This is a genomic window from Clostridium sp. UBA3061, assembly GCF_002367465.1.
Taxonomy (GTDB): domain Bacteria; phylum Bacillota; class Clostridia; order Clostridiales; family Clostridiaceae; genus Clostridium_J; species Clostridium_J sulfidigenes.
The window spans coordinates 350998-372248 of sequence record NZ_DFCF01000012.1 but is presented as its reverse complement, the minus strand read 5'-3'; the positions used below and the strand labels follow the sequence as shown (position 1 = coordinate 372248).

The window sequence follows — 21251 nt, the reverse complement described above, 5'->3', positions numbered from 1 at the left end:
TTCTGTAAATATATCTTGAGTCTTAACAAGATTTTCATGACTACTTTTTACATCTTTATCTAATATAGCTTGTCTAGCCATTTTAGCAAATTTTACAGCTCCATCTAAAAGCATTAATAATAACTGCTCCTTAGAAGCATAATTAACACTATTACTTTTGTACGCGTTATATGCATTAGCACCTGCATTATACATTTTATCTCCTCCAGTTTAGGCCTTTTTGTCTACAAGTATCCCCACCATTTCACACATTTTAGCAACCATATCTAGGATTTTTTTTGGTGGTACTTCAAGTAATACATCCTTGGTTTTATTATCTACTATTTTTATCATTATCTGATTAAATTTATCATGTACCTCATACTCTGCATGGATATCTTCGTCTTCCATAAATTTATTAAGTTTATCAACGGCCTTATGAATCTCTTCTAATTTATAATTTTGATTTTTATCTATAGCTTCCTGTGTCGTTGCATTATTTTGTGTTATAGGTTGAACTTCTCTTGCTGGAGTTACACCTTCCATGGCTCTTCCAACATTAACTCTACTAACTTCCATATTAATTCCCCCAAATTATAATATTTTATAATAAATGTTTCTGTAAATTATATTAATTATCTTCCCTGATTTTTATATATAAACAGAGTTCTTAGNNGACGTAGCAGCTCTTTACTCCTACTTCAAATAAGATGGAGTATTAGAGCTGGTAGTCATCGGATAAACCTCTAAACCCCGCACTATGACAACAACTAGTTAACTATTTAACTAGTTATATAGCTGTATAGTTTTATATTTATATAGCTAACTATTTATATAGTCATATAGTTAAAAGTGTGAATATTTAACTATTTGGGGGTTATGTATAAAATTATTTTTTTATTTTAGGTAATAGCTCCATGTTTATTTTAGAAGCATTGATGTTTTCTTCTCCTACTTCTTTATAAAGTTCACTTCTTAATATTTTAACTTCCTTAGGTGCATTGATAGATACCTTAACAGAGTTATCGTCAATTTTAACTATAGTTATCTCTACATTGTCTCCAATTTTAATTCCTTCACCTGGTTTTCTTGTTACCACTAGCATACTATCACTCCTTTATTAAGGGATGTTTAATGCTATAGTTTTCCCTATCTAGAATCATTTGATACCCTAGGTTATTTTTCAAATTTATTATAATAGGAGCCTTTAAATTAGTAGTTATCTTCTTAACATCGCTATTAAGAGTAACCGTATTTAAAATCAAAACATCTTCAGGAGCTTCTATCTTAAGAGAATTTATAACAGCCTCCGTTAACTTAACTTCATAATCCACTTTGAAATCAAAGGGAACTATAGTAACAAAGCCAATATTCTCATCCTCTGTAGACTTAAGGGTCTTAAAAGGCTCTGACCCTTCTATCTCCTCAAGAACAAAAGTTTTTAAACTCTCAAACCCCGGCAACCCATTATTAAAGGTAATAACATTCTTATCTTTTTTCTCTGCGGTCATCATAACACCTCTTATCTTTTTAGAGTTTCTTAATAAAAATTTTGCTTCAAGCACTTATCCTGTCACGGAAAAGAATTTCCAATCCTATAAAAAGTCTAGAATTGATGGCTGAAGGACTTTGGAGCTAGTTTGTAGGGATGCTACGTAGATGGTTCTTGCTACAGCCATCTCCATACTCTTTTCCATGAAATCTATATCTTCATTACCAGATAGTATTTCTGTAAGGTTTTCATTTTGTGCTGTATTCAGCTCCTTAGCACTTTCCATCCTATTTTGCACAGTACCAACCTTAGCACTTATACTAATCATATTTTCTATTACCTTATCCATCTGATCCAAGTTTTCTCCTACAACCTTAGACTTACCATTTACATCACTCAAGTTATGTAGAAGGTCATCAAAGAATTGTGTAACTTCAATATCATTACCTGCTTTGTCCTTAAACTTTAAAACTTCTACAGCATTTACATTGTAATCCACTTTAACACCAGAAGATATCTCTACTTTTAGAGATTTATTTATAATATTTTCATCTCCTGATATACTTATGGAATTTTCACCTGTTACCCCATCTAAATTTACTTCTACTGGTTTTAAAGCTCCATCTTTACCACCAAAGATATACTTTCCATCAAAGCTAGTATTTAAGATCTGTCCAAATTCTGCTACTCTCTCATTTATCTCTTCTTTAATAGCAGTAAGTTCTGATGAACCATAGGCAGCATTTCCAGAAGATACCATAAGTTCCCTTATTCTTTGAAGACACTTAGTACCATTGCTTAGAGCTGTGTCTGTGGTATCCATCCAGTTTATAGTATCCTTTATATTAGTGTTATATTGTTTATTAGCATTTATTTCTGAATACATCTGCATGGATCTTGCTACTTTAAAAGGGTCATCTGAAGGTTTTGAAAATACCTTACCAGTATTTAATTGCTTTTGTATTTTGTTTAAGCTATTTAAGTTAGTATTCATATCACCTAAAAAGCCACTAACCATTACACCATGAGTTATTCTCATTTTATCACCTCAACTTCTTATCTTTTTATCTAACTAGACCAATTACTACATCAAGGAGTTGATCTACCGTTGTTATTACCTTTGCATTAGCTTGGAAGGCATGTTGGAATTGTACAAGATTTATAGCTTCCTCATCTAAGGATACTCCTGAAGTTGAAAGTCTTCTTTCAACAAGTCCCTTTAACAAAGTGTTTTGGTTTTTAACAATTCTAGTAGCTTCCTCAGACTGAACTCCTAACTTATTTATAGTATTTTTAAAGAATCCCTCTACCTTGACTCCTCCATCTATAGTATTAAACTTTGGTACCTCTCCTCCAGCAGTAGTACCTAGATGTTCCTCTACAAAAGCTTTATAGTCATATACTGAGCCATCCTTCTTTTTACCACTTTGAATACTATCTATATTAAGTCCAAAGTCTCTTAGGCTTGCTAATGCTCCTGCTCTATCTCCATCAGTAGAACCTGAACCCTTACTTGCTCCAGCCTGAATTAGCATAACATTTTTTAGGATATCTGAATTCATTGTTATATTTCCTGCTGTAATACCATCGTAATCAAGAGGGTCATTTCCTGAATTAACAAAGAAGGCATACTGTTCACCTGCTGGAACTCCTTCTGTATGAATAGCATTTACTGCAAATGCTAAAGTCTTTGCCAAGGTATTAACTTGTTCGATGTAACTTTCAGCATCTTCGTGAATTGATTGAAGTCCACCTAGTCTTCCTGAGGATGGATTAAATATTTGATCATTATTTAATGCTCCACCTGTAAGATTCACACTTCCATCTTCTTCAGTAACAAGTACTCTTCCATTATTTAAATTTTCATATTGCTCATCAGAAATGGTAACTCCTGTTAATGTAACCTTATTTTTATCTGAAGTCATATCTCCATTTTTATAGTATTCTATATCATAACTTCCATCTGGATTTTTTGTTAGTTTATTTACAAATCCTAATTTATTAATATCTTGAGAATCTTTATTTCTTATTAGATTCATAGAGTCATTATCTTCTGGTTTACAAGTAATTCCATTAAGTATTTGATTTCTAGTATCGATACCAAACTTTGTACTTAGCTCATCTAAAAGTAAATCTCTGCTATCTAATAAGTCATTCGGATTGTTCCCTGCAATGGTAACAGTTATTATTTCTTTATTTATAGAATTTAATTGATCAAGAATAGTGTTTACTTCAAAAAGGTTGTTTTGTATTTCTTTAGCTGCATTATCCTTAGTATCATTTAACTTCTTATAAGTATGATTTAATTCATCTGCTAAAGCTTTTGCCTTTTGAGCTACTACTGTTCTAGCATCAGACTTTTCTGGATTTTTAGAAAGAGTTTGCCAAGCATCGAAAAACTCCGACATAAGTTCTGACATTCCTGTATCAGAAGGTTCATTAAAAATACCTTCAATTTCTGATAAGTAATCTTGTCTAACACCATAATTTCCAAGAAGAGAGCTTTCTTTTCTTATTTGAAAATCAAGAAACTGATTTCTTGTTCTTTCAATGGAACTTACTGTTACTCCTGTACCAATCTGTCCTACGCCCCCTGCTATGGTTTGAGGTCTTGCTGTTTGAAGTACAATATGTTGTCTTGAAAAACCTGGCGTATTAGCATTTGAAATATTATGGCTAGTTACATTGATATATTGCTGTTGAGCAAACATACCGCCCTTTGATGTATTTAATGTTGCAAATAATCCTGACATAACCTTCTCCTTATCTCTTTATTTTTCCATATCCATTATAAACTACCGGCTCTTTTTTAGGACTTATCATAGCTAACATAGAATTTGTATAGCTAAGACTTTGTTTTATTAGTAGTTCATTAGTTTCCTTTTGAATTACTAAAGCGTTAATAGCTTTAACCATCTCATCATATATATGAGTAATTTCCTTTTCATCTACTTCTTCTACTATTTTTTTAATAGATTCTTTACCTGTTAAGCTTCTTCTTAAACCTTCAGCTCTTGCTAAGTTTCTACTACAATCATCAATATCTTTAGTTATAGCTTCTAATTTAAACACATCTTGAAGAACCAATAGTTCATGTTGAGCTTCTAAAATATCTATAAGAGCCTTTATTGCCTTTAGCTCTTCTTCTAATATTCCTTTAAGCTGGTTTTTCATCTATTGTCCACCTTTCCCATATGCCATCATAGCCTTAGCCAAAACCTGTGAATCCACAGTATAGGTTCCTTTAGAAACTCTACTTTTTATCTTTTCTACTTCTTTATCACTGATACCAACACTTTCTTCTTCTAATGCTAATTTATTCAAGCTCTTTCCTAAAGTTGAAAGCTGACAAGTATCCTTAACCATATCCTTGTTTGATTTAGAATTTTCTGCTTTAGCATTTTCTTTAGTCTTATAGCTATTTACATATAGAGCGTGAATATTTCCATTATTAATTTTCATGTTTTCACTCCCAACTACTTCTCTCTACCTTTATACTCGAACCTATTTAATTAAAGTTTATAGGGTTTTTTAGTAAATTTTTTACAAACTTGTTATTGCCTCATTAATAGAAAAAAAGTCTTTACTTAGAAAGACTTTTTACTCTATCCTCTCCACTAGCAATTTCAGTAATTTTAACGCCAAAGTTTTCATCTACTACAACTACTTCACCATGGGCAATTCTTTTACCGTTGATAAAAATGTCTACTGGTTCCTCTGCTAGTTTGTTTAATTCAATTAAAGAACCTCTAGTAAGAGCTAGAATATCTCTTATATTCTTCTTTGTTCTACCAAGCTCTACTGATAATTCTAATGGAACATCTAATATTAAGTCTATATTTTTAGGCATTTCTGCACCTCTAATTTCTTCTAGTTGTCCAAAGGATGCTTGCTTCACGTTAACAGGTTCTTCATGATTTTCTACAATTCCTTGACCTTGAACACTGTAATTATTTTCATTTCTATTAGTGTCTTTTGAAGCTATTTCATTAGCTACAACTTCATTATTCATAGAAATTTCTTTAGGCTCAGCTACAACTTTCACTTCAGTTGATGCCTTTGTAGATTCTGATACTGGTGCACCTTCCTCAGTTCCCATCATAATACTTACAATTTTCTTTGCTGTAGCAATTGGTAATATTTGAACAATATTACTATCTACTAGATCACCTATAGTCATTCTAAAAGAAACATTCACTATTTCTTCGTCTGCAGATATATCTGTAGATATTTCCTCTGAATTTTCATCACAAACAGAAGATATAGGAGGTGATATATTTACCTCTCTACTGAACATAGTTGCCATGGAAGTTGCTGCTGAACCTATCATTTGGTTCATAGCCTCCTGAACAGCACTTATTTCTAATTCAGAAAGTTCATTTGGCGGCTCTACAACACCATCTCCACCCATCATTAAGTTTGCTATAACAGCTGAATCTTCAATATTTATTATAAATAGATTTCCCCCAACTATTCCACTGACAAATTGAACATCTAATACTATATTAGGTGTTTTAAAGCTTTTTTTCAGCTTATCTAATGTACTAAGAGTTATAGTTGGAGTTGTAATATTTACAGGTTTACCAACTACAGCTGAAAGCGCTGTGGCTGCTGTGCCCATAGATATATTTCCTACTTCACCTAATAAATCCTTTTCTAAATCTGATAATTCCTCAGCTGGTTCATTAACTGGTTCAGTTTCCGAAGAACCACCATCTCCATTTAGAAGTGCATCTATTTCCTCTTGTGAAAGAAACGAATTATCCATCATTCTCAACTCCCTTGTCAATATATTCAATTATTTGAACTGCCTTATTCTTACCCTTTAATCCTGGTTTAGCTTTAAATAGAAGTTCATCTTCAACATAAATATCAACTGTACTATCATAACTTCTATCTAGGGTAACAATGTCTCCTGTAAATAAATTCAAGAAGTCATTTACGGAAATCTTCGTTTCTCCAAGGACAGCCTTCATTGCTACATCTACATTTTTTATAGTTTTGTTTATATTTGCTTTTACCTCTTCACCTTGTTCATTATCTATGGTGCTGAACCAATTTTTTATAACCAAGTTGTCTAAAACTTTTTCTATGCTTAAATACGGAATACATATATTTATAAGTAAACTTGTATCAAACATATCTACACTAAAAGTTACTAATGCTACAGGCTCATTAGGAGCTAGAATTTGATTCAATGCTGGATTAGTTTCTATACTATCTAGAATTGGTTCTACTTCCATTACATCTTCCCAAGCTAACTTTAACTTAGAAATCATCTCCTGATTAACATGCTTAATAATGTTTTTTTCTATATCTGTGAGTTCCTTAAATTTAGGCTTTTTGTCTCCACTTCCTCCAGCTAGAACATCAAATATTCTAAGGACAAATTCCTCGTTAGTCTCTAATATTATTTGACCATCAAGGGGAGGCATTCTAAACAAATTAAGCACAGTGGTGCTTGGAATAGAATGTATAAATTCTTCATAGGTTATTTGTTCTACACTTTCTATCTTCACCTTAACATTACTTCTAAGCTGAGCTGTTAAGTAGTTAGATACTATCCTTGCATAATTATCGTGGATAACTTCTACTGCTCTAATAACATCCTTAGAAAACTTTTGTGGTCTTTTAAAATCATAATTTTTAATTTTAACGTTTTCTTCATCTTTTTCAATGTCACTTGGTTCTAAGTCACCAGAAGACAAGGCAGATAAAAGTGCATCTATTTCACTTTGCGATAAGGTTTCTGCCATATTCTACCTCTTTCTACCCAGTGGGTCTATTGTAGTAGTTTATCAATATCAATCATAGTTAATATTCTATTTTCAAGATTTATAAGTCCTTTTATAAAAGGCTTATTTTTATCTTCATGAACTCTTTTAATCATATCTTCTTCCACATTCATGACTTCTTCTACATGGTCTACAGTTATTCCAACCTGCTCACCATCTAAATCTATTACTATAATGTTATTATTGTTTTCATCACTTACATTCATACCTAAAAGAAGATTAATATCTAATACGGAAAGTATACTTCCCCTTAGATTTATAAGTCCTTTAATATATTTTTCCGCTTTGGGAACCTTTGTGATTTTCATTAGTCCGTTTATTCCTTGAACTTTGCTTGTCTCTACTGCGAATTCTTCGTCACCTATTGTAAAAACCACAACTTGCACTAAAATCCCTCCCATATTATCCTAATACTTTTTTTATAGCTTCAAGTACCCTGTCTGCTTGGAATGGTTTAACTATAAAATCCTTTGCTCCAGCCTTTATAGCATCCATAACCATGCTTTGTTGTCCCATTGCACTACACATAACTATCTTTGCACTTGGGTCAAATGCTTTTATTTGTTTAACTGCTTCTATTCCATCCATCTCAGGCATTGTAATATCCATGGTCACTATATCTGGTTTTTCTGCTTTATAGATCTCCACTGCCTTAATTCCGTTATTAGCTTCTCCAATAACTTCATATCCATTCTTCTCTAAAATATCCTTAACCATCATTCTCATAAAAGTCGCATCGTCTACTATTAATACTCTTGCCATTTTCTACATAACCTCCGTTAATTTAATCCTAATGATTCTAATATTCTTTCCAAAGACCCTGGCGCTGGGATAAAATAAAAATCACCTTTTAAGTCTTCATTCTCCTGAGAAAATCCTGTTTCTATATCTAATACATAGTCATTAAATTGACCAGATTCAATGAAAGTTGTGGAAAGCACTGCTGTAAGCATGTCCTTTGCTACTGCCGGTACCGACGGGAATAGCCTTAAATTAGTCATTTGACTTATGGCATTCATATAGGTTGCAAATATTATGTTACCTATTTCTCCAAGGGCTGAATAACCTAGTTCATTTAACTCTTCTCCCTCTTGCTTTCCAACTAACATTTCTGCAATCTTCATCATTGTAGCTGTATCAAACATAAATAATATATTTCCTGGGGCTTCACCAAGAACTCTTGCAATTACCGCATAAACTACAGTTTCTTCATCTACCCTTTCAAAAATATCCTCTAAGGAAATAACATTTACCCGGGGAACTGATATTTGAATCTCTTTCCCCAAGATTTGCGCCATGGCTGTAGCTGCATTTCCAAGACCTATATTGCCTATCTCTCTCAATGCATCTATTTGTAACTCGGTAAACTCCATAGCTCTCCTCCTAAATAAGTGCTGCTACATCTAAAATTAAGGTTACTAATCCATCACCTAATATGGTAGCTCCAATATATTCTTTTGTTGATTTTAGTATATTTCCAAATGTTTTAATAACTATTTCCTTTTGTCCTAATAATGAATCAACTAGTAAGGCAACTTCTTTTTCGCCAACCTTTGCAAGTATTACGTATTTTTTTCCATAATCCTTACTTTCTATATCTAATTTATCATTAATTCTTACTAATTTAAACACCTTATCATTATATACCACAATTTCTTTATTATTTGTTCTTTTAATTTCCTCTGGATTATATTCCATAACTCTATCTATAAATCCTAAGGATATAGCCATAGTCTCTGTTCCAATCTTAACAAGTAAGGATTGAATTATTTGTAGAGTTAAAGGCAACTTTATTATAAAGGAGGTTCCTTTTCCTTCTTCACTGAATACATCTACGGTTCCTCCAAGGCTTGAAATTTTTGTTTTTACAACATCCATTCCAACTCCTCTTCCTGATATATCAGTAACTACTTCATTAGTACTAAACCCTTGAGAGAAAATAAGATTTTTTATATCATTATCACTCATTCCTTCAGTATTAATACCAACTTTCTCTGCCTTAGCCTTAACCTTTTCTACATTGATACCACTACCATCATCTTCTACCTTTATAACAGCCTTGGTACCTTCAGAATAGGCAATTAATTTTATCTTTCCTGCTGCTGGCTTACCTTGACTAATTCTTTTTTCTGCTGACTCAACTCCATGGTCTGCAGCATTTCTAAGTAAATGTATTAAAGGTTCACCTATCTCTTCAATTACAGTTCTATCAAGCTCTGTATCCTGTCCTTGAATTTCAAAATCAATCTCTTTATTTAGTTCCATTGATAAATCTCTTATCATTCTTGGGAATCTATTAAATACTACATCTAAAGGTAACATTCTAATCTTCATAACTAAATCTTGAAGATCAGTAGTAGTTCTTGCTACTTCTTCTAAGGTTTCATTTAATTCCACAATCTTATGATTAGCACTTATTTGCTCTAATCTAGTTCTATGAATTACTAGCTCAGATACCATATTCATAAAGTTATCTAATCTTTCTAAATCCACTCTAACAGATTGTCCAACACCTTTATTTTTATGTTTTACTGGTTGTTTTTTATTTTCCTCTTTGGTACTAGGTGCTGTTTCTACAGTTTTTGCCTTAAGATTATTTTTTGAATCCTTCAGCTCTACTACTTTGTTAGAACTTTCTTTGTCTTTAGCAATTTCAGCAGTATTTGTAGCCTTAGTACTAGTAGCTAAAGCTGTGGCAGCAACTTCATTAGCTCCTTTAGCATCGTTAATACTTTTACCATTTATAACCAAGCCACTTATATCTCTTACATCTACTTGCCTTATTTCAGATATTCCATTAATAGAATTTCTTATTATGTCCTGAGATGTTTCTGTTACAAATACTAAATCAATATCAAAATCAAAATTTTCACTTTCTAAATCTTCAAGCTTTGGATTTGATTTTAGGATTTCTCCATTCTCCTCTAAAGTCTGAAATAAAATAAATGCTCTAGCAGATTTTAAAATAGTTTTTTCATCAAGTCCAACATGAACATGGAAGGTATTGAAATTATTCTTTAAAGCTTCCTTTAAGGTATCAATATCATATTCATCAAGACCTAAGTCTACAATCTCCTCACTGCCAATTATATCTTGTACCACTTCTTTATCTTTATTCTGAATTACCTCTGATGAATTTTCTTCCTTTTGGATGTTTTCATTTCCCTCTGCTATCTTTACTAGCTGAGTTACAATGTTATTAATCTCTAAGTCTCCATCACCTCCATCAGTAATATCACCTACCATGGATTCTAAAATATCTAAACAATTAAACAATACTGTTACCACTTCATGGGTTACTTTAAGTTGTCCCTCTCTAAACTTAGAAAGTACATCCTCCATCTTATGGGTAAGTTCTGCCATTTTAGTATAACCCATAGTAGCAGCCATTCCTTTAATGGTATGTGCAACTCTGAAAATCTGATTTAATATTTCCATATCTTCCGAATCATTTTCTAATATAAGTAATGACTCATTTAATAGTTGTAGATTATCACTTGACTCTTCTAAAAACATAGATAGATATTGAGAAGTGTCCATGTTACCCCTCCTTAAATTTTCTTATAGATAAATGTTGAAAGTTTCTCAAAACCAAAATTTTTATATCCATATATACTTTCTGTAGCACCTATAAATAATAAACCTCCTGGATTTAATGCTTTAGAAAACCTTTCATAAATTTTTTCTTTTACTTCATTAGTAAAATATATAACCACATTTCTACATACAATTATGTCAAAGCCACCTTCATAGCTATCTAATATAAGATCATGTTTTTTAAAGGTTACTAGATCTTTTACTTCCTGGTTAATTATAAATTTTTCCCCCTCATGTTTAAAATACTTATGAAGCTTAACTTTAGGTATGTTTTTAATATCTCCACTTACATACTCTCCTGCTTTTGCTCTTATTAAGATGTTAGTATCTATATCCGTAGCTAATATCTTATGCCTAACACTAGGAGTCATCTCCTTTAGCATCATAGATATAGAATAAGGTTCTGCACCAATAGAGCAAGCTGCACTCCATATTTTTAGTGGTCTGTTATAGGATAATTCACTTTTTATAAAATTTTCAAGTTCCTGAAATATTTGTGGGTTTCTATAGAACTCTGTTACATTTATCGTAACATAATCCAAAAACTTTTCCCTTATGACCTTATCTTTTTTTATTAATATCATATATTCATCTAAATCTTTAGCTCCAGCTCTAGACATAATAGTAAGTATTCTTCTATGTAACTGAGCTGATTTATAGCCAGACAAATCTAAATTAAACTCTCTTAATATAAAACTTTCAAACTTTGTAAAATCCATTAATTCTTCACATCCCCCAGTACTATATTAGCTATTCTTTTACTAATATCATAAAGTGGAATAACTTCGTCTATCATATTAGTTTCATAAGCTGCTTTAGGCATTCCATATATTATACAAGTAGACTCATCTTCTGATATAGTGGCTCCACCTGCTTTTTTAACTTCTATAATTCCATCAGCCCCATCTCTTCCCATGCCAGTGAGGATAATCCCTAATAAATTCTCTCCATATACCTTAGCTCCTGATATAAATAGCTTGTCTACAGCTGGCCTCACTCCCCACATTGGAGGTTCTAAATTTAAGGTTATAGTTTTGTTTCTACTTATCTCCATATGTTTACCACCAGGTGCTATATATACAACATCCTTTTCTATGGACATACCTTCCCTGGCTTCCACCACCTTAACCTTAGAAAATTTATCAAGTCTTTCAGCAAATGCTTTTGTAAAGCCTTCTGGCATATGCTGAACCACTAATACAGGAACTCCTAATTTTTCTGGAAGATTTGTAATGACATTAAATAATGCCTTAGGACCACCTGTAGATGCCCCCATTACAATTGCTGAGATTTTTTTATTACCTATCTCTTTACTTCTTATAGCTTTAGGCATTGAGTCTCTTTCTCTTATTTTCAATACTGTAGAAACTCTATGTATTTCTCTTTTTTTATCTTCTTTAATGTCAACATCTTTTGTGTTACTAACGGAAGAAGTCTTTCTAACAAATCTGATGCCTCTTATTTTTGAAACTAAAATTTCTCTAACTACATTAATGTTTAAAGAAATTGAACCTGATGGTTTTGGTACAAAATCTATAGCTCCATTTTCTAAACATTCCATAGTTTCCTCGGCACCATCTTGTGTTAAACTACTAATCATAATAACTTTAGTAGGTATCTTTAACTCCATTATTTTCTTCAAAGCTTCTATTCCATTCATCTTTGGCATTTCAATATCTAAAGTGATAACATCTGGAACCTGCTTTTTTAACTTTTCTAAAAGATCTTCTCCATTTCTTGCAATTGCTATCACTTCCATGTCATCTTCCATATTTATCATGTCTGATATCATCTTTCGCATTAAAGCGGAGTCATCTACAACCATAACTGAAACCTTTTGTACCATATGTAATCACTCCAATCATTAATTTCTATATAATTTTAATACCTTCTCCTACAGTTTTTACATATAGCTCCCCTGTTACTGTATCAAAGGTTATTGTTCTTCCTTTAGTTCCTCCAATTTCTTCACTATCTATAGGTATCTTTCTAGCCTTTAATATACCCTTAACTGCTAGGCTATTTCTAGCACCTATATCCATATTAACCTTACTGTCTGCAAAGTTAAACATAGACGCTCCACCAGCAATCTTGGCTCTTAGATCCTTTTCTCTTGCACCATTTTCTACCATTTCTTTAATCAGAATAGGTATTGCAAGATTAGCAAACTTTATTTCATTTGCTATCTTATTAAACTTTTCACTGTCTGGAAGCATAATATGGGCAAGGCCTCCAATTCCACTTTTTTTATCTATTATGGCAATACCAATACAAGAACCTAGCCCAATTGTCATAAGTCTATCTGGACATTTGGCTATTTTATAATCTGCAATGCCTACTTTTATCTCCTTGTATTCCATAGCTTACCTTTCTATTTTCTCCTTTTCATCCTTTGAAAGAAGTTCATTTAAATTTAAAAGTAAAATAATAGTATTTTTGTTCTTGTCTTTTATTATACCCTTCACATATCGCTTCGATATATTAGAAGATATATCTGGTGTGGGTTCTAAATCCTCAACTTTCCTAGATATAACTTCATTAACAGCTTCTACTATAACTCCCATGGCACCATCTTCGTTTCTAGCAACGATTATTGAACCATCCTTTTCTTTATCTTCCAGATTGTATATTCCAAATTTTTTAGCTAAACTAATAACTGGTAATATTCCATCTTGATAATTTATAACTCCTTGTAAAAAATCTTGTGAATCTGGAATTTTTGTTGGCTCTTCATAGTTTAGAATACGTTCTACCTCTCTAATATCTGCTGCAAAGCACTGGTCTCCTAATCTAAACACAAGTAATTTAAATTCCTCTGCCACTTTTACCCCTCCTAAATTTTAAACTTATCAACAATTAAATCTCGATTTTTATCTATATATACATGAACATTTTTGCATGTTTCATCCATTATAGTTTCCATATTTCCAACTATAAACTTAGTATTTAAGTAAGCAACATCACAATAAATATGTCCTTCCTTACCTACTACGACCTCCGTCATAACCCCCGAAGGTGAACCTACTACCTTAGCCTTAATTTCACTTTCCGCCTTAACTTTTCCACCTCGAAGCTCGCATTGACCTTCTCCTGTAAAATATATACCCTTTTCTGCGTAAACATTGGATTTATAAATGCCTTTTCCATTTATTGTCAAGACCCCAGAGCAAAATACTGTACAATCTTGAATGTACCCTATTGTAGCATCTGAATTAATATCTTTCATAGCTTCTATGGCCTTTATTTTCTCTTCTGCCAAAGTTTTAACCTTAATTAGTTCTTCTACACCACTTATTAACATGTAGTTCTTATTAGCATATTTAATCTTTAACACTCTAAATAATTCATTGTTATTATCATTAATTTCAACCATTGTATTTAATACTTTATTAATTATCTTTATTATCAAAGGAAATTTACTCTTTATAACAAGGGCTATAATATCACAATCTCTTATATTCCCCTTTATATCTCCACCTTCTTTAACAGCTATTACAGCCTTATACAAGCTATGAAAACTATCCACTATGGCAGATAACTCTTCTAAATATCCTTTAAACTCAGAGAACTCACTTCTAATCTTTATGGTAGATGAAATTGCACTACCAATAATTTGCATATCTCCCTCTGACCAAAGACTACATCTTACTGCATTTCCCTTTATAATTATGGTATTTCCTGATTTAACCTTCATACCTTCTTTAACATCAGCATTAATAATTACATCGCCTATAAAATTAATATCCCCTGTAGTTATATCTACATCACTAAGAACCTCATGAACATTATTAACCTGAAAAATACATCCCTTTACTTGAGGTTTTCCCTCCATTGTAGACACTATAGTATCCTTATCCTTAAATTTGCATCCTGATTTTACCATCATGTCCTTAACTTTTCTTTTCTTTGGTTGGATAGGTTGTGAAAATAGGTTAATACCTATGGTACCTTCTTTTCCTACAGTACGCTTTGCAAGGATATCATCTTTCTTCACACTTGTTATACTACCTATAGATTTAAAATCTACATTACCACTTTGGTCACTTTTAAATCCTTTATGGGTACTAGTATCAAAATATACTTCTAATACATCATCTATAGGTTCAATAGGTTCCTTTCCTCTAGCAACTACAACATTTTCTATCTTGTCCATATTTTTTATGTCATCTAACATCTTATTGTCAATCCCATAAACTATGTTCTTATCTTTAAGTTCTTTTAATAATTCATCTCTTGTATATTTAGGTGGAAATTTCTCTCCTTTTACCTTTGCATTTAATGTAATCATAGGTGCTTCTGGTGTATCTTCTAAAGTATAAATTACTTCTGGACTATAGTTTATTGATATACTAGCTGTCATTTTGTCTTCACTAATATTTATATTCAATTCTCTTATTGCCTTAGATTCATTAAAAATTATATCTATCTTACTTTCAGAGCTAACTCTAGCTCTTCCTTTTACTTCTTGTTCATCTACAAATAAACCAACATCCTTGCCCTTTACAATCCAAGGACCCTCAGAAATATTTTCTTCATCAGTAATAATCAGTTTGCCATCAAGTACTTTTGCAGTTCCCCTTAATGTCTTATTTTCCACATTATCACCCCTAATACATAATACAGATCATTTCCTTCTAAAATACAAAAACAATACTATAATATATTATCGTATTGTTTTTGACATACTTTACTATTTACTTGTTTTATAATTCTTCAAGTTTCTTGTAATTAATTCTTCAAACTTATCTTTTATATCATAAATTCTTTGATAAATTTTATCATATTTTATAATACCTTCAACTTCATTTATAGGTAGCACCTTAGGAGAAGTTCCAGATATAAATAATCCATCTAAATTTTTTATATGTTCATAATGAATATTTTCTTCTCTTACCTTTAAGCCCAATTCTTCACAAGCTTTTATTATCTCACTTCTAGTTATTCCTGGAAGTATCCCTTCTACTGGGGCTGTAATTATTTCATCACCCTTGATCATAAATATATTGGACTTGCTTCCCTCTGTAATGTACCCTTTACTATTTACTAAAATAGCTTCATAACTGCCACTAGCATCTATTTTTTCATTAACTTTTCCCCTAAAGGAATTATCTATAACCTTTGCATTAGGATTATGTCTTTCTCCAAAATAAAGAATAGTCTTTACTCCATTACTATACATATCCTTAGTTGGATAAGAATGCTTTATAAAAAATATAAATAGATTATCCTTATTTATTACAAGCTTTAAATTACCATTTTCAACTCTGTTTAGAGTTATTAACTTTCCTATGTACTCCTTAATCTTATCCATAGATATAAGTTCTTCTTTTTTTTCTAACTTTAAAGAATTTTCAAGCCTAGCTAAATGTTCATCTAAAAATAGAGGAGCTCCATCTATAACCCTAATAACTTCATATATGCACTTACCTTCTACCACATATATATCTTGAAATTCCTCCCTTTCATAAGCTTCATCATTTTTTATAAAGTAATCATTTATACAATTCTCCATAATTATCGCCACCTTAAAATCTCTAATTCATGATTCTTCTTATAATTTATTAAATATCCCTTGCCCACTAACTTCAAAAGAGGTAAATCCGAAAGAGAATCAGAAAACATATAGGAATTTTTAAAATCCACTTCTATATTGTCTTTTTTTAATTCCTCCATTAATCTTTTTACCTTTGCTTCACCTTTGCAATTTTCCCCTAAAATTTTAGGATTAAATTTTCCTTCATCAATATGAAACTTAGTTCCAATAACCTTATCTACTTCTTTTATACTATAAAATTCATTAACATAAAACTCAGGAGAGGCAGAAATTAAATATATCTTATAGCCCTTTTCCTTAAAGTCCTTAATTGCTTTAATTGCATCTTCATACAATATACTCTCTATCTTTTCCTTATAAAATCTTTTCACTAGCTTCTTTAAGTCTTCCTCACTGGTTCCTGCTAAAAATCTTAAAAAATTCTCCTTAGTTCTTCCAGCATTATAAACCTTTAAACCATAAAAAATACCAGTTATTATATGTGATGGTAAATACCTAAGTAACTTCCTATCCTTCTTAAGCATATATTTATATAATTCTATAGAAGTCTCCTTTTTAGTTAATGTATAATCAATATCAAATATAGCTAGTTTTTCCATGTGAAATTGACCTACTTTCATGTTATTCTTAACCATTGATCATCCATTCCATATCCTTCTTAATATATTATTTCCATAGGAGAATATGGAGTAGCTAAGCATAAAAGCCGCTATATAAATAGCGGCTCTTAAAAGTTTAATTAGTTTTCACTATTTTCATTTGCAAGTAATTCTTCGTAATATGCTTTTGCTGCATCATACTCTGAATCTTCTGGTACAACAAGTTCTCCTACTTCATCATCACCAACTACTTTAAATAAGTATATTGAACCATCATCTGGATTTTGTACTAAGGCATATTCATTTTCTTCAAATAAAAATCCATCAACTATTTCACATTGAGTTACATTTCCTTCTTCATCTTCTAACTCAACGAACATTGCTTCGTGCTCTCCGCAGCCACAACCACACTCTTCGTGCTCATGTTCATGGTCGTGTCCTCCACAGCAGCATTCATGACTTTCTTGCTCATGTCCTCCGCAGCATCCTGTTTCTTTTTTATCTTCATTATTTCCACAACAGTTATTTCCCATATTAATAGCCTCCTTAAATAATACTCCTCTTCATTGTACCCTTAATCTTCATATTTTAGAAGTGTTTTATAATATTTTAATACAAAGTTTTTATTTTCATCCAACAATTATCCTAATTTTGCATAAAGAAAAGGGCTGCCCCAAAACGGAGACAACCCTTAAATTATTTAAAACTATTGTTGAGCTGCAAGTTTTTTATAAGATTCTAATCTTTCTTTTGCATCTTGTTCAGTCTTAACAAATAATTCCTCAGCTACTTCTGGGAACATTTTTTGAAGTGATGCATATCTTACTTCGTTTAATAAGAAGTCTCTGAAAGATTCAGTTGGCTCTTTAGAATCTAAGCTAAATGGATTCTTACCTTCTTCTTTAAGAGTTGGGTTGAATCTATATAATCCCCAATATCCGCAAGCAACAGCTTTTTTAGATTCTAATTGAGTATTACCCATTCCGGTCTTAATTCCATGGTTGATACATGGAGCATAAGCAATTATTAAAGATGGACCTGGATATGCCTCTGCTTCTCTTATAGCTTTAAGAGTTTGAGCTTGGTCAGCTCCCATAGCTATTTGAGCAACATATACATAGCCATAGCTCATTGCCATCATTCCAAGATCTTTCTTCTTAGTTCTCTTACCTGAAGCTGCAAATTTAGCAATTGCTGCAGTTGGAGTAGCTTTAGAAGATTGTCCACCAGTGTTAGAGTAAACTTCTGTATCAAATACAAATACATTTACATCTTCTCCTGATGCTAGAACGTGGTCAACACCGCCATATCCAATGTCGTATGCCCAACCGTCTCCACCAAAGATCCATTGAGATCTCTTAACGAAGAAGTCTTTGAATTTATATAACTCTTCCATTGTTTCGCAGCAAGTTTTGTTTGCTTCGATTAATGGAAGTACTTTCTTAGTAGCAACTTTTGAAGCTTCTGCATTATCTTTATTCTCTAACCATTCATTTAAAGCAGCTTTTAACTCTTCATTACAACTTGTTGATACTGCTTTTTTAACTAAATCAGTAAGTTTTTCTCTTTGATGATTAGCACCTAAGAACATACCTAAACCGAATTCAGCGTTATCTTCAAATAATGAGTTAGCCCAAGCTGGTCCTTTACCTTCTTGATTCTTAGTGTATGGAGTTGAAGGAGCACTTCCTCCCCAAATTGAAGAACATCCTGTAGCATTAGCTATCATCATTCTGTCTCCAAATAATTGAGTTATAAGCTTAGCATATGGAGTTTCTCCACAACCTGCACAAGCACCTGAGAACTCTAGAAGTGGAGTCTCAAATTGGCTACCTTTAACTGAAGCAACACCTAATGGATTTTCAGGTTTTTTCATTTTAACTGTGAAATTCCAAGACTCTATTTGATCCTTTTGAGTATCAAGAGGTTTCATAACTAAAGCTTTTTGTTTAGCTGGACAAACTTGTGCACAGTTTCCACAGCCTGTACAATCTTGAACAGCTACAGACATTGTGAATTTTAAGCCTTTAAGTTGTCCGCCTTTTGCATCTGCAAGCTTAATAGCTGCTGGTGCATTAGCAAAATCTTCTTCTGTTCCAATAGATGGTCTTATTGTAGCATGAGGACATACATAAGAACATTGGTTACATTGGATACAATTTTCTGGAATCCATTCTGGTACGTTAACAGCTATTTCTCTCTTTTCATAAGCAGCTGTTCCATGGTCAAAAGTACCATCTTCTCTTCCTTCAAAAGCACTTACAGGAAGTTTGTCTCCTTCTTGTCTATTCATAACTTCAACGATGTTTTTAATGAAGTCAGGAGTATCCTTCTTACATTCATTTTTATCTTCTGCATTTTTCCAAGCTTCTGGAACGTTAACTTTAACTATAGCATTAACTCCAGCATCTATAGCATCGTTGTTCATTTTAACAATTTTTTCACCTTTTTTACCATAGGATGTTTGAACTGCATCTTTAAGGTATTTAATAGCTTCATCTACTGGAATAATTTCAGCTAATTTGAAGAAAGCAGCTTGACAAATCATGTTAATTCTTCCGCCAAGACCAATTTCTTGAGCAACTTTTACAGCATTTATTGTGTAGAAGTTTATGTTATGCTCAGCAATATATCTCTTCATTGATGCTGGTAAATGTTCTTCTAAATCTTTTTCATCCCAAATACAGTTTAATAGGAATGTACCACCATCTTTAATTCCAGCTAATACATCATAGCTATTAACATAAGATTGGTTATGACATCCAATGTAGTTAGCTTGGTTGATTAGGTATGGAGATTTAATCTCTTCTTTACCAAATCTTAAGTGAGACATTGTTACTCCACCAGATTTTTTAGAGTCATAAGCAAAGTATGCTTGAGCATACATGTCTGTATGGTCTCCTATAATTTTTATAGCACTCTTATTAGCTCCAACTGTTCCGTCAGATCCTAATCCCCAGAATTTACACTCAACAGTTCCTGCTGGTGTAGTAGCTATAGTTCTTGTAATGTCTAGTGATGTATTTGTAACATCATCAACTATTCCTATAGTGAATCCATTTTTAAGTTCTTTTTCTTTTAAGTGATCGAATACAGTAACTATTTGAGATGGAGTAGTATCTTTTGAACCTAATCCATATCTTCCACCAATAATAACTGGTCTTTCAGCTCTATCATAGAATGCATTTCTAACATCTTGATATAGTGGCTCTCCAGCAGATCCTGGCTCTTTTGTTCTATCTAATACAGCAATCTTTTTAACTGTTGCTGGCATATGTTTAAAGAAGTGTTCTAATGAGAATGGTCTATATAAGTGAACTTTAACTAGTCCAACTTTTTCTCCCTGAGCTGTTAAGTAATCAACTGTTTCCTCAGCAACATCACATACTGAACCCATTGCAACAATTACTCTCTCTGCATCTGGTGCTCCATAGTAATTGAATAGGTGGTAATCAGTACCAATTTCTTTATTGATCATTTCCATATATTTTTCTACAACTCCTGGAATTGCATTGTAGAATGGGTTTGAAGCTTCTCTAGCTTGGAAGTATATATCAGGGTTTTGAGCTGTTCCTCTAGTTACAGGATTCTCTGGGTTTAAAGCACTTGCTCTATATGCATCTACTGCATCCCTATTTAAGAATTTTCCTAGAGTTTCATAGTCCCAAGTTTGAATTTTTTGTATTTCATGTGATGTTCTAAATCCATCGAAGAAATGTAAGAATGGAACTCTACCTTCAATAGATGCTAAGTGAGCTACTGGAGCAAGGTCCATAACTTCTTGAACGCTATTAGTAGCAAGTAAAGCAAAACCTGTTTGTCTTGTAGCCATAACGTCTTGATGATCTCCAAATATGGATAAAGCTTGTGCTGCTAATGCTCTAGCACTTACATGTAAAACACCTGGAAGTAATTCTCCAGCAATCTTGTACATGTTTGGAACCATAAGTAATAATCCTTGAGATGCTGTGAAAGTAGTTGTTAATGCACCTGCTTGTAGTGAACCGTGAACTGCTCCAGCTGCGCCTGCCTCTGATTGCATTTCCATTATCTTTAGCTTTTGTCCGAATACATTTTCTCTACCTTGTGCTGCCCACTCATCACAGTGTTCAGCCATTGGTGATGAAGGAGTAATTGGGTATATAGCTGCTACATCAGTATATGCATAGGCTACGTGAGCTGCGGCGGTGTTACCGTCCATAGTTTTCATTTTTCTCATTGTAAGCAACCCTCTT

The 21251-nt window shown here is 32.4% G+C and carries 23 protein-coding genes; all 23 read right to left on the bottom strand.

Features of this window, described 5'->3' with window-relative positions; translation table 11 throughout:
• Positions 1-195: flagellar export chaperone FliS (locus tag B2P65_RS12240; protein ID WP_346880222.1), on the bottom strand; the 195-nt coding region annotated here is incomplete at its 3' end.
• 15 nt (positions 196-210) lie between these two features.
• Positions 211-558 carry a flagellar protein FlaG gene (locus B2P65_RS12235; protein ID WP_346880221.1) on the bottom strand — a complete coding sequence of 116 codons (348 nt, stop codon included), beginning with the start codon at positions 556-558 and terminating at the stop codon, positions 211-213.
• A gap of 310 nt (positions 559-868) precedes the next feature.
• Entirely contained in the window at positions 869-1084 is a 216-nt protein-coding gene (gene csrA / locus B2P65_RS12230) for a carbon storage regulator CsrA (RefSeq protein ID WP_346847866.1), read from the bottom strand.
• Positions 1085-1088: 4 nt separating this feature from the next.
• Positions 1089-1490 (bottom strand): flagellar assembly protein FliW, encoded by a 402-nt coding sequence (fliW, locus tag B2P65_RS12225; protein WP_346880220.1) that lies wholly within the window; start codon positions 1488-1490, stop codon positions 1089-1091.
• Between the two features lie 84 nt (positions 1491-1574).
• Positions 1575-2510 (bottom strand): flagellar hook-associated protein FlgL, encoded by a 936-nt coding sequence (flgL, locus tag B2P65_RS12220; RefSeq protein ID WP_346877352.1) that lies wholly within the window; start codon positions 2508-2510, stop codon positions 1575-1577.
• Positions 2511-2535: 25 nt separating this feature from the next.
• A complete protein-coding gene (gene flgK / locus B2P65_RS12215) occupies positions 2536-4224 on the bottom strand; it encodes a flagellar hook-associated protein FlgK (protein ID WP_346878714.1) in 1689 nt (562 codons plus the stop codon).
• Between the two features lie 10 nt (positions 4225-4234).
• A complete protein-coding gene (locus tag B2P65_RS12210) occupies positions 4235-4645 on the bottom strand; it encodes a flagellar protein FlgN (RefSeq protein WP_346877350.1) in 411 nt (136 codons plus the stop codon).
• Entirely contained in the window at positions 4646-4933 is a 288-nt protein-coding gene (gene flgM, locus B2P65_RS12205; protein ID WP_346847861.1) for a flagellar biosynthesis anti-sigma factor FlgM, read from the bottom strand.
• Between the two features lie 121 nt (positions 4934-5054).
• Positions 5055-6239 (bottom strand): flagellar motor switch phosphatase FliY, encoded by a 1185-nt coding sequence (fliY, locus tag B2P65_RS12200; RefSeq protein WP_346847860.1) that lies wholly within the window; start codon positions 6237-6239, stop codon positions 5055-5057.
• Positions 6232-7227 carry a flagellar motor switch protein FliM gene (fliM, locus tag B2P65_RS12195; protein ID WP_346877349.1) on the bottom strand — a complete coding sequence of 332 codons (996 nt, stop codon included), beginning with the start codon at positions 7225-7227 and terminating at the stop codon, positions 6232-6234. The genes fliY and fliM overlap by 8 nt, the downstream gene beginning before the upstream one ends.
• Positions 7228-7253: 26 nt before the next feature.
• Positions 7254-7652, bottom strand: a complete 399-nt coding sequence (locus B2P65_RS12190) for a chemotaxis protein CheW (protein ID WP_346847858.1) — start codon at positions 7650-7652, stop codon at positions 7254-7256.
• 16 nt (positions 7653-7668) lie between these two features.
• Positions 7669-8028 (bottom strand): response regulator, encoded by a 360-nt coding sequence (locus B2P65_RS12185; protein WP_346847857.1) that lies wholly within the window; start codon positions 8026-8028, stop codon positions 7669-7671.
• Between the two features lie 17 nt (positions 8029-8045).
• Positions 8046-8639 (bottom strand): chemotaxis protein CheC, encoded by a 594-nt coding sequence (locus B2P65_RS12180; RefSeq protein ID WP_346847856.1) that lies wholly within the window; start codon positions 8637-8639, stop codon positions 8046-8048.
• A gap of 10 nt (positions 8640-8649) precedes the next feature.
• Entirely contained in the window at positions 8650-10806 is a 2157-nt protein-coding gene (locus tag B2P65_RS12175; protein ID WP_346880219.1) for a chemotaxis protein CheA, read from the bottom strand.
• Between the two features lie 11 nt (positions 10807-10817).
• A complete protein-coding gene (locus B2P65_RS12170) occupies positions 10818-11582 on the bottom strand; it encodes a protein-glutamate O-methyltransferase CheR (protein WP_346878712.1) in 765 nt (254 codons plus the stop codon).
• The gene (locus tag B2P65_RS12165; RefSeq protein ID WP_346880218.1) at positions 11582-12709 is read right to left on the bottom strand and encodes a chemotaxis response regulator protein-glutamate methylesterase; all 1128 of its coding nucleotides are present in this window, start codon (positions 12707-12709) and stop codon (positions 11582-11584) included. Before B2P65_RS12165 ends, B2P65_RS12170 begins: the two co-directional genes overlap by 1 nt.
• 25 nt (positions 12710-12734) lie before the next feature.
• Positions 12735-13223, bottom strand: coding sequence for a chemotaxis protein CheD (locus B2P65_RS12160; RefSeq protein WP_346880217.1), 489 nt, complete (start codon positions 13221-13223; stop codon positions 12735-12737).
• A 3-nt stretch (positions 13224-13226) separates the two neighbouring features.
• Positions 13227-13685, bottom strand: coding sequence for a chemotaxis protein CheW (locus B2P65_RS12155; protein ID WP_346867717.1), 459 nt, complete (start codon positions 13683-13685; stop codon positions 13227-13229).
• An 11-nt stretch (positions 13686-13696) separates the two neighbouring features.
• Complete coding sequence (locus B2P65_RS12150; protein WP_346880216.1) at positions 13697-15460, bottom strand: FapA family protein; 1764 nt, start codon at positions 15458-15460, stop codon at positions 13697-13699.
• 93 nt (positions 15461-15553) lie between these two features.
• Positions 15554-16375, bottom strand: a complete 822-nt coding sequence (locus tag B2P65_RS12145; protein WP_346880215.1) for an aminotransferase class IV — start codon at positions 16373-16375, stop codon at positions 15554-15556.
• A gap of 2 nt (positions 16376-16377) precedes the next feature.
• Positions 16378-17016 carry an HAD-IB family hydrolase gene (locus tag B2P65_RS12140; protein WP_346880225.1) on the bottom strand — a complete coding sequence of 213 codons (639 nt, stop codon included), beginning with the start codon at positions 17014-17016 and terminating at the stop codon, positions 16378-16380.
• Positions 17017-17156: 140 nt separating this feature from the next.
• Complete coding sequence (locus B2P65_RS12135; protein ID WP_346847848.1) at positions 17157-17549, bottom strand: DUF1292 domain-containing protein; 393 nt, start codon at positions 17547-17549, stop codon at positions 17157-17159.
• A 173-nt stretch (positions 17550-17722) separates the two neighbouring features.
• On the bottom strand, positions 17723-21235 hold the full coding sequence (gene nifJ / locus B2P65_RS12130) for a pyruvate:ferredoxin (flavodoxin) oxidoreductase (protein ID WP_346880214.1): 3513 nt from the start codon (positions 21233-21235) through the stop codon (positions 17723-17725).
• Between the last annotated feature and the right edge of the window lie 16 nt (positions 21236-21251).

What these genes read in the sequence shown, in the direction of transcription:
- B2P65_RS12175 (WP_346880219.1), bottom strand. Translation starts at nt 10,806, where the DNA reads ATGGACACTTCTCAATATCTATCTATGTTTTTAGAAGAGTCAAGTGAT.
- B2P65_RS12135 (WP_346847848.1), bottom strand. Translation starts at nt 17,549, where the DNA reads ATGGGAAATAACTGTTGTGGAAATAATGAAGATAAAAAAGAAACAGGA.
- fliM (WP_346877349.1), bottom strand. Translation starts at nt 7,227, where the DNA reads ATGGCAGAAACCTTATCGCAAAGTGAAATAGATGCACTTTTATCTGCC.
- fliY (WP_346847860.1), bottom strand. Translation starts at nt 6,239, where the DNA reads ATGGATAATTCGTTTCTTTCACAAGAGGAAATAGATGCACTTCTAAAT.
- B2P65_RS12210 (WP_346877350.1), bottom strand. Translation starts at nt 4,645, where the DNA reads ATGAAAAACCAGCTTAAAGGAATATTAGAAGAAGAGCTAAAGGCAATA.
- nifJ (WP_346880214.1), bottom strand. Translation starts at nt 21,235, where the DNA reads ATGAGAAAAATGAAAACTATGGACGGTAACACCGCCGCAGCTCACGTA.
- csrA (WP_346847866.1), bottom strand. Translation starts at nt 1,084, where the DNA reads ATGCTAGTGGTAACAAGAAAACCAGGTGAAGGAATTAAAATTGGAGAC.
- B2P65_RS12165 (WP_346880218.1), bottom strand. Translation starts at nt 12,709, where the DNA reads ATGGTACAAAAGGTTTCAGTTATGGTTGTAGATGACTCCGCTTTAATG.
- B2P65_RS12180 (WP_346847856.1), bottom strand. Translation starts at nt 8,639, where the DNA reads ATGGAGTTTACCGAGTTACAAATAGATGCATTGAGAGAGATAGGCAAT.
- B2P65_RS12170 (WP_346878712.1), bottom strand. Translation starts at nt 11,582, where the DNA reads ATGGATTTTACAAAGTTTGAAAGTTTTATATTAAGAGAGTTTAATTTA.
- fliW (WP_346880220.1), bottom strand. Translation starts at nt 1,490, where the DNA reads ATGACCGCAGAGAAAAAAGATAAGAATGTTATTACCTTTAATAATGGG.
- flgK (WP_346878714.1), bottom strand. Translation starts at nt 4,224, where the DNA reads ATGTCAGGATTATTTGCAACATTAAATACATCAAAGGGCGGTATGTTT.
- B2P65_RS12145 (WP_346880215.1), bottom strand. Translation starts at nt 16,375, where the DNA reads ATGGAGAATTGTATAAATGATTACTTTATAAAAAATGATGAAGCTTAT.
- B2P65_RS12185 (WP_346847857.1), bottom strand. Translation starts at nt 8,028, where the DNA reads ATGGCAAGAGTATTAATAGTAGACGATGCGACTTTTATGAGAATGATG.
- flgL (WP_346877352.1), bottom strand. Translation starts at nt 2,510, where the DNA reads ATGAGAATAACTCATGGTGTAATGGTTAGTGGCTTTTTAGGTGATATG.
- flgM (WP_346847861.1), bottom strand. Translation starts at nt 4,933, where the DNA reads ATGAAAATTAATAATGGAAATATTCACGCTCTATATGTAAATAGCTAT.
- B2P65_RS12140 (WP_346880225.1), bottom strand. Translation starts at nt 17,016, where the DNA reads ATGGAAAAACTAGCTATATTTGATATTGATTATACATTAACTAAAAAG.
- B2P65_RS12235 (WP_346880221.1), bottom strand. Translation starts at nt 558, where the DNA reads ATGGAAGTTAGTAGAGTTAATGTTGGAAGAGCCATGGAAGGTGTAACT.
- B2P65_RS12160 (WP_346880217.1), bottom strand. Translation starts at nt 13,223, where the DNA reads ATGGAATACAAGGAGATAAAAGTAGGCATTGCAGATTATAAAATAGCC.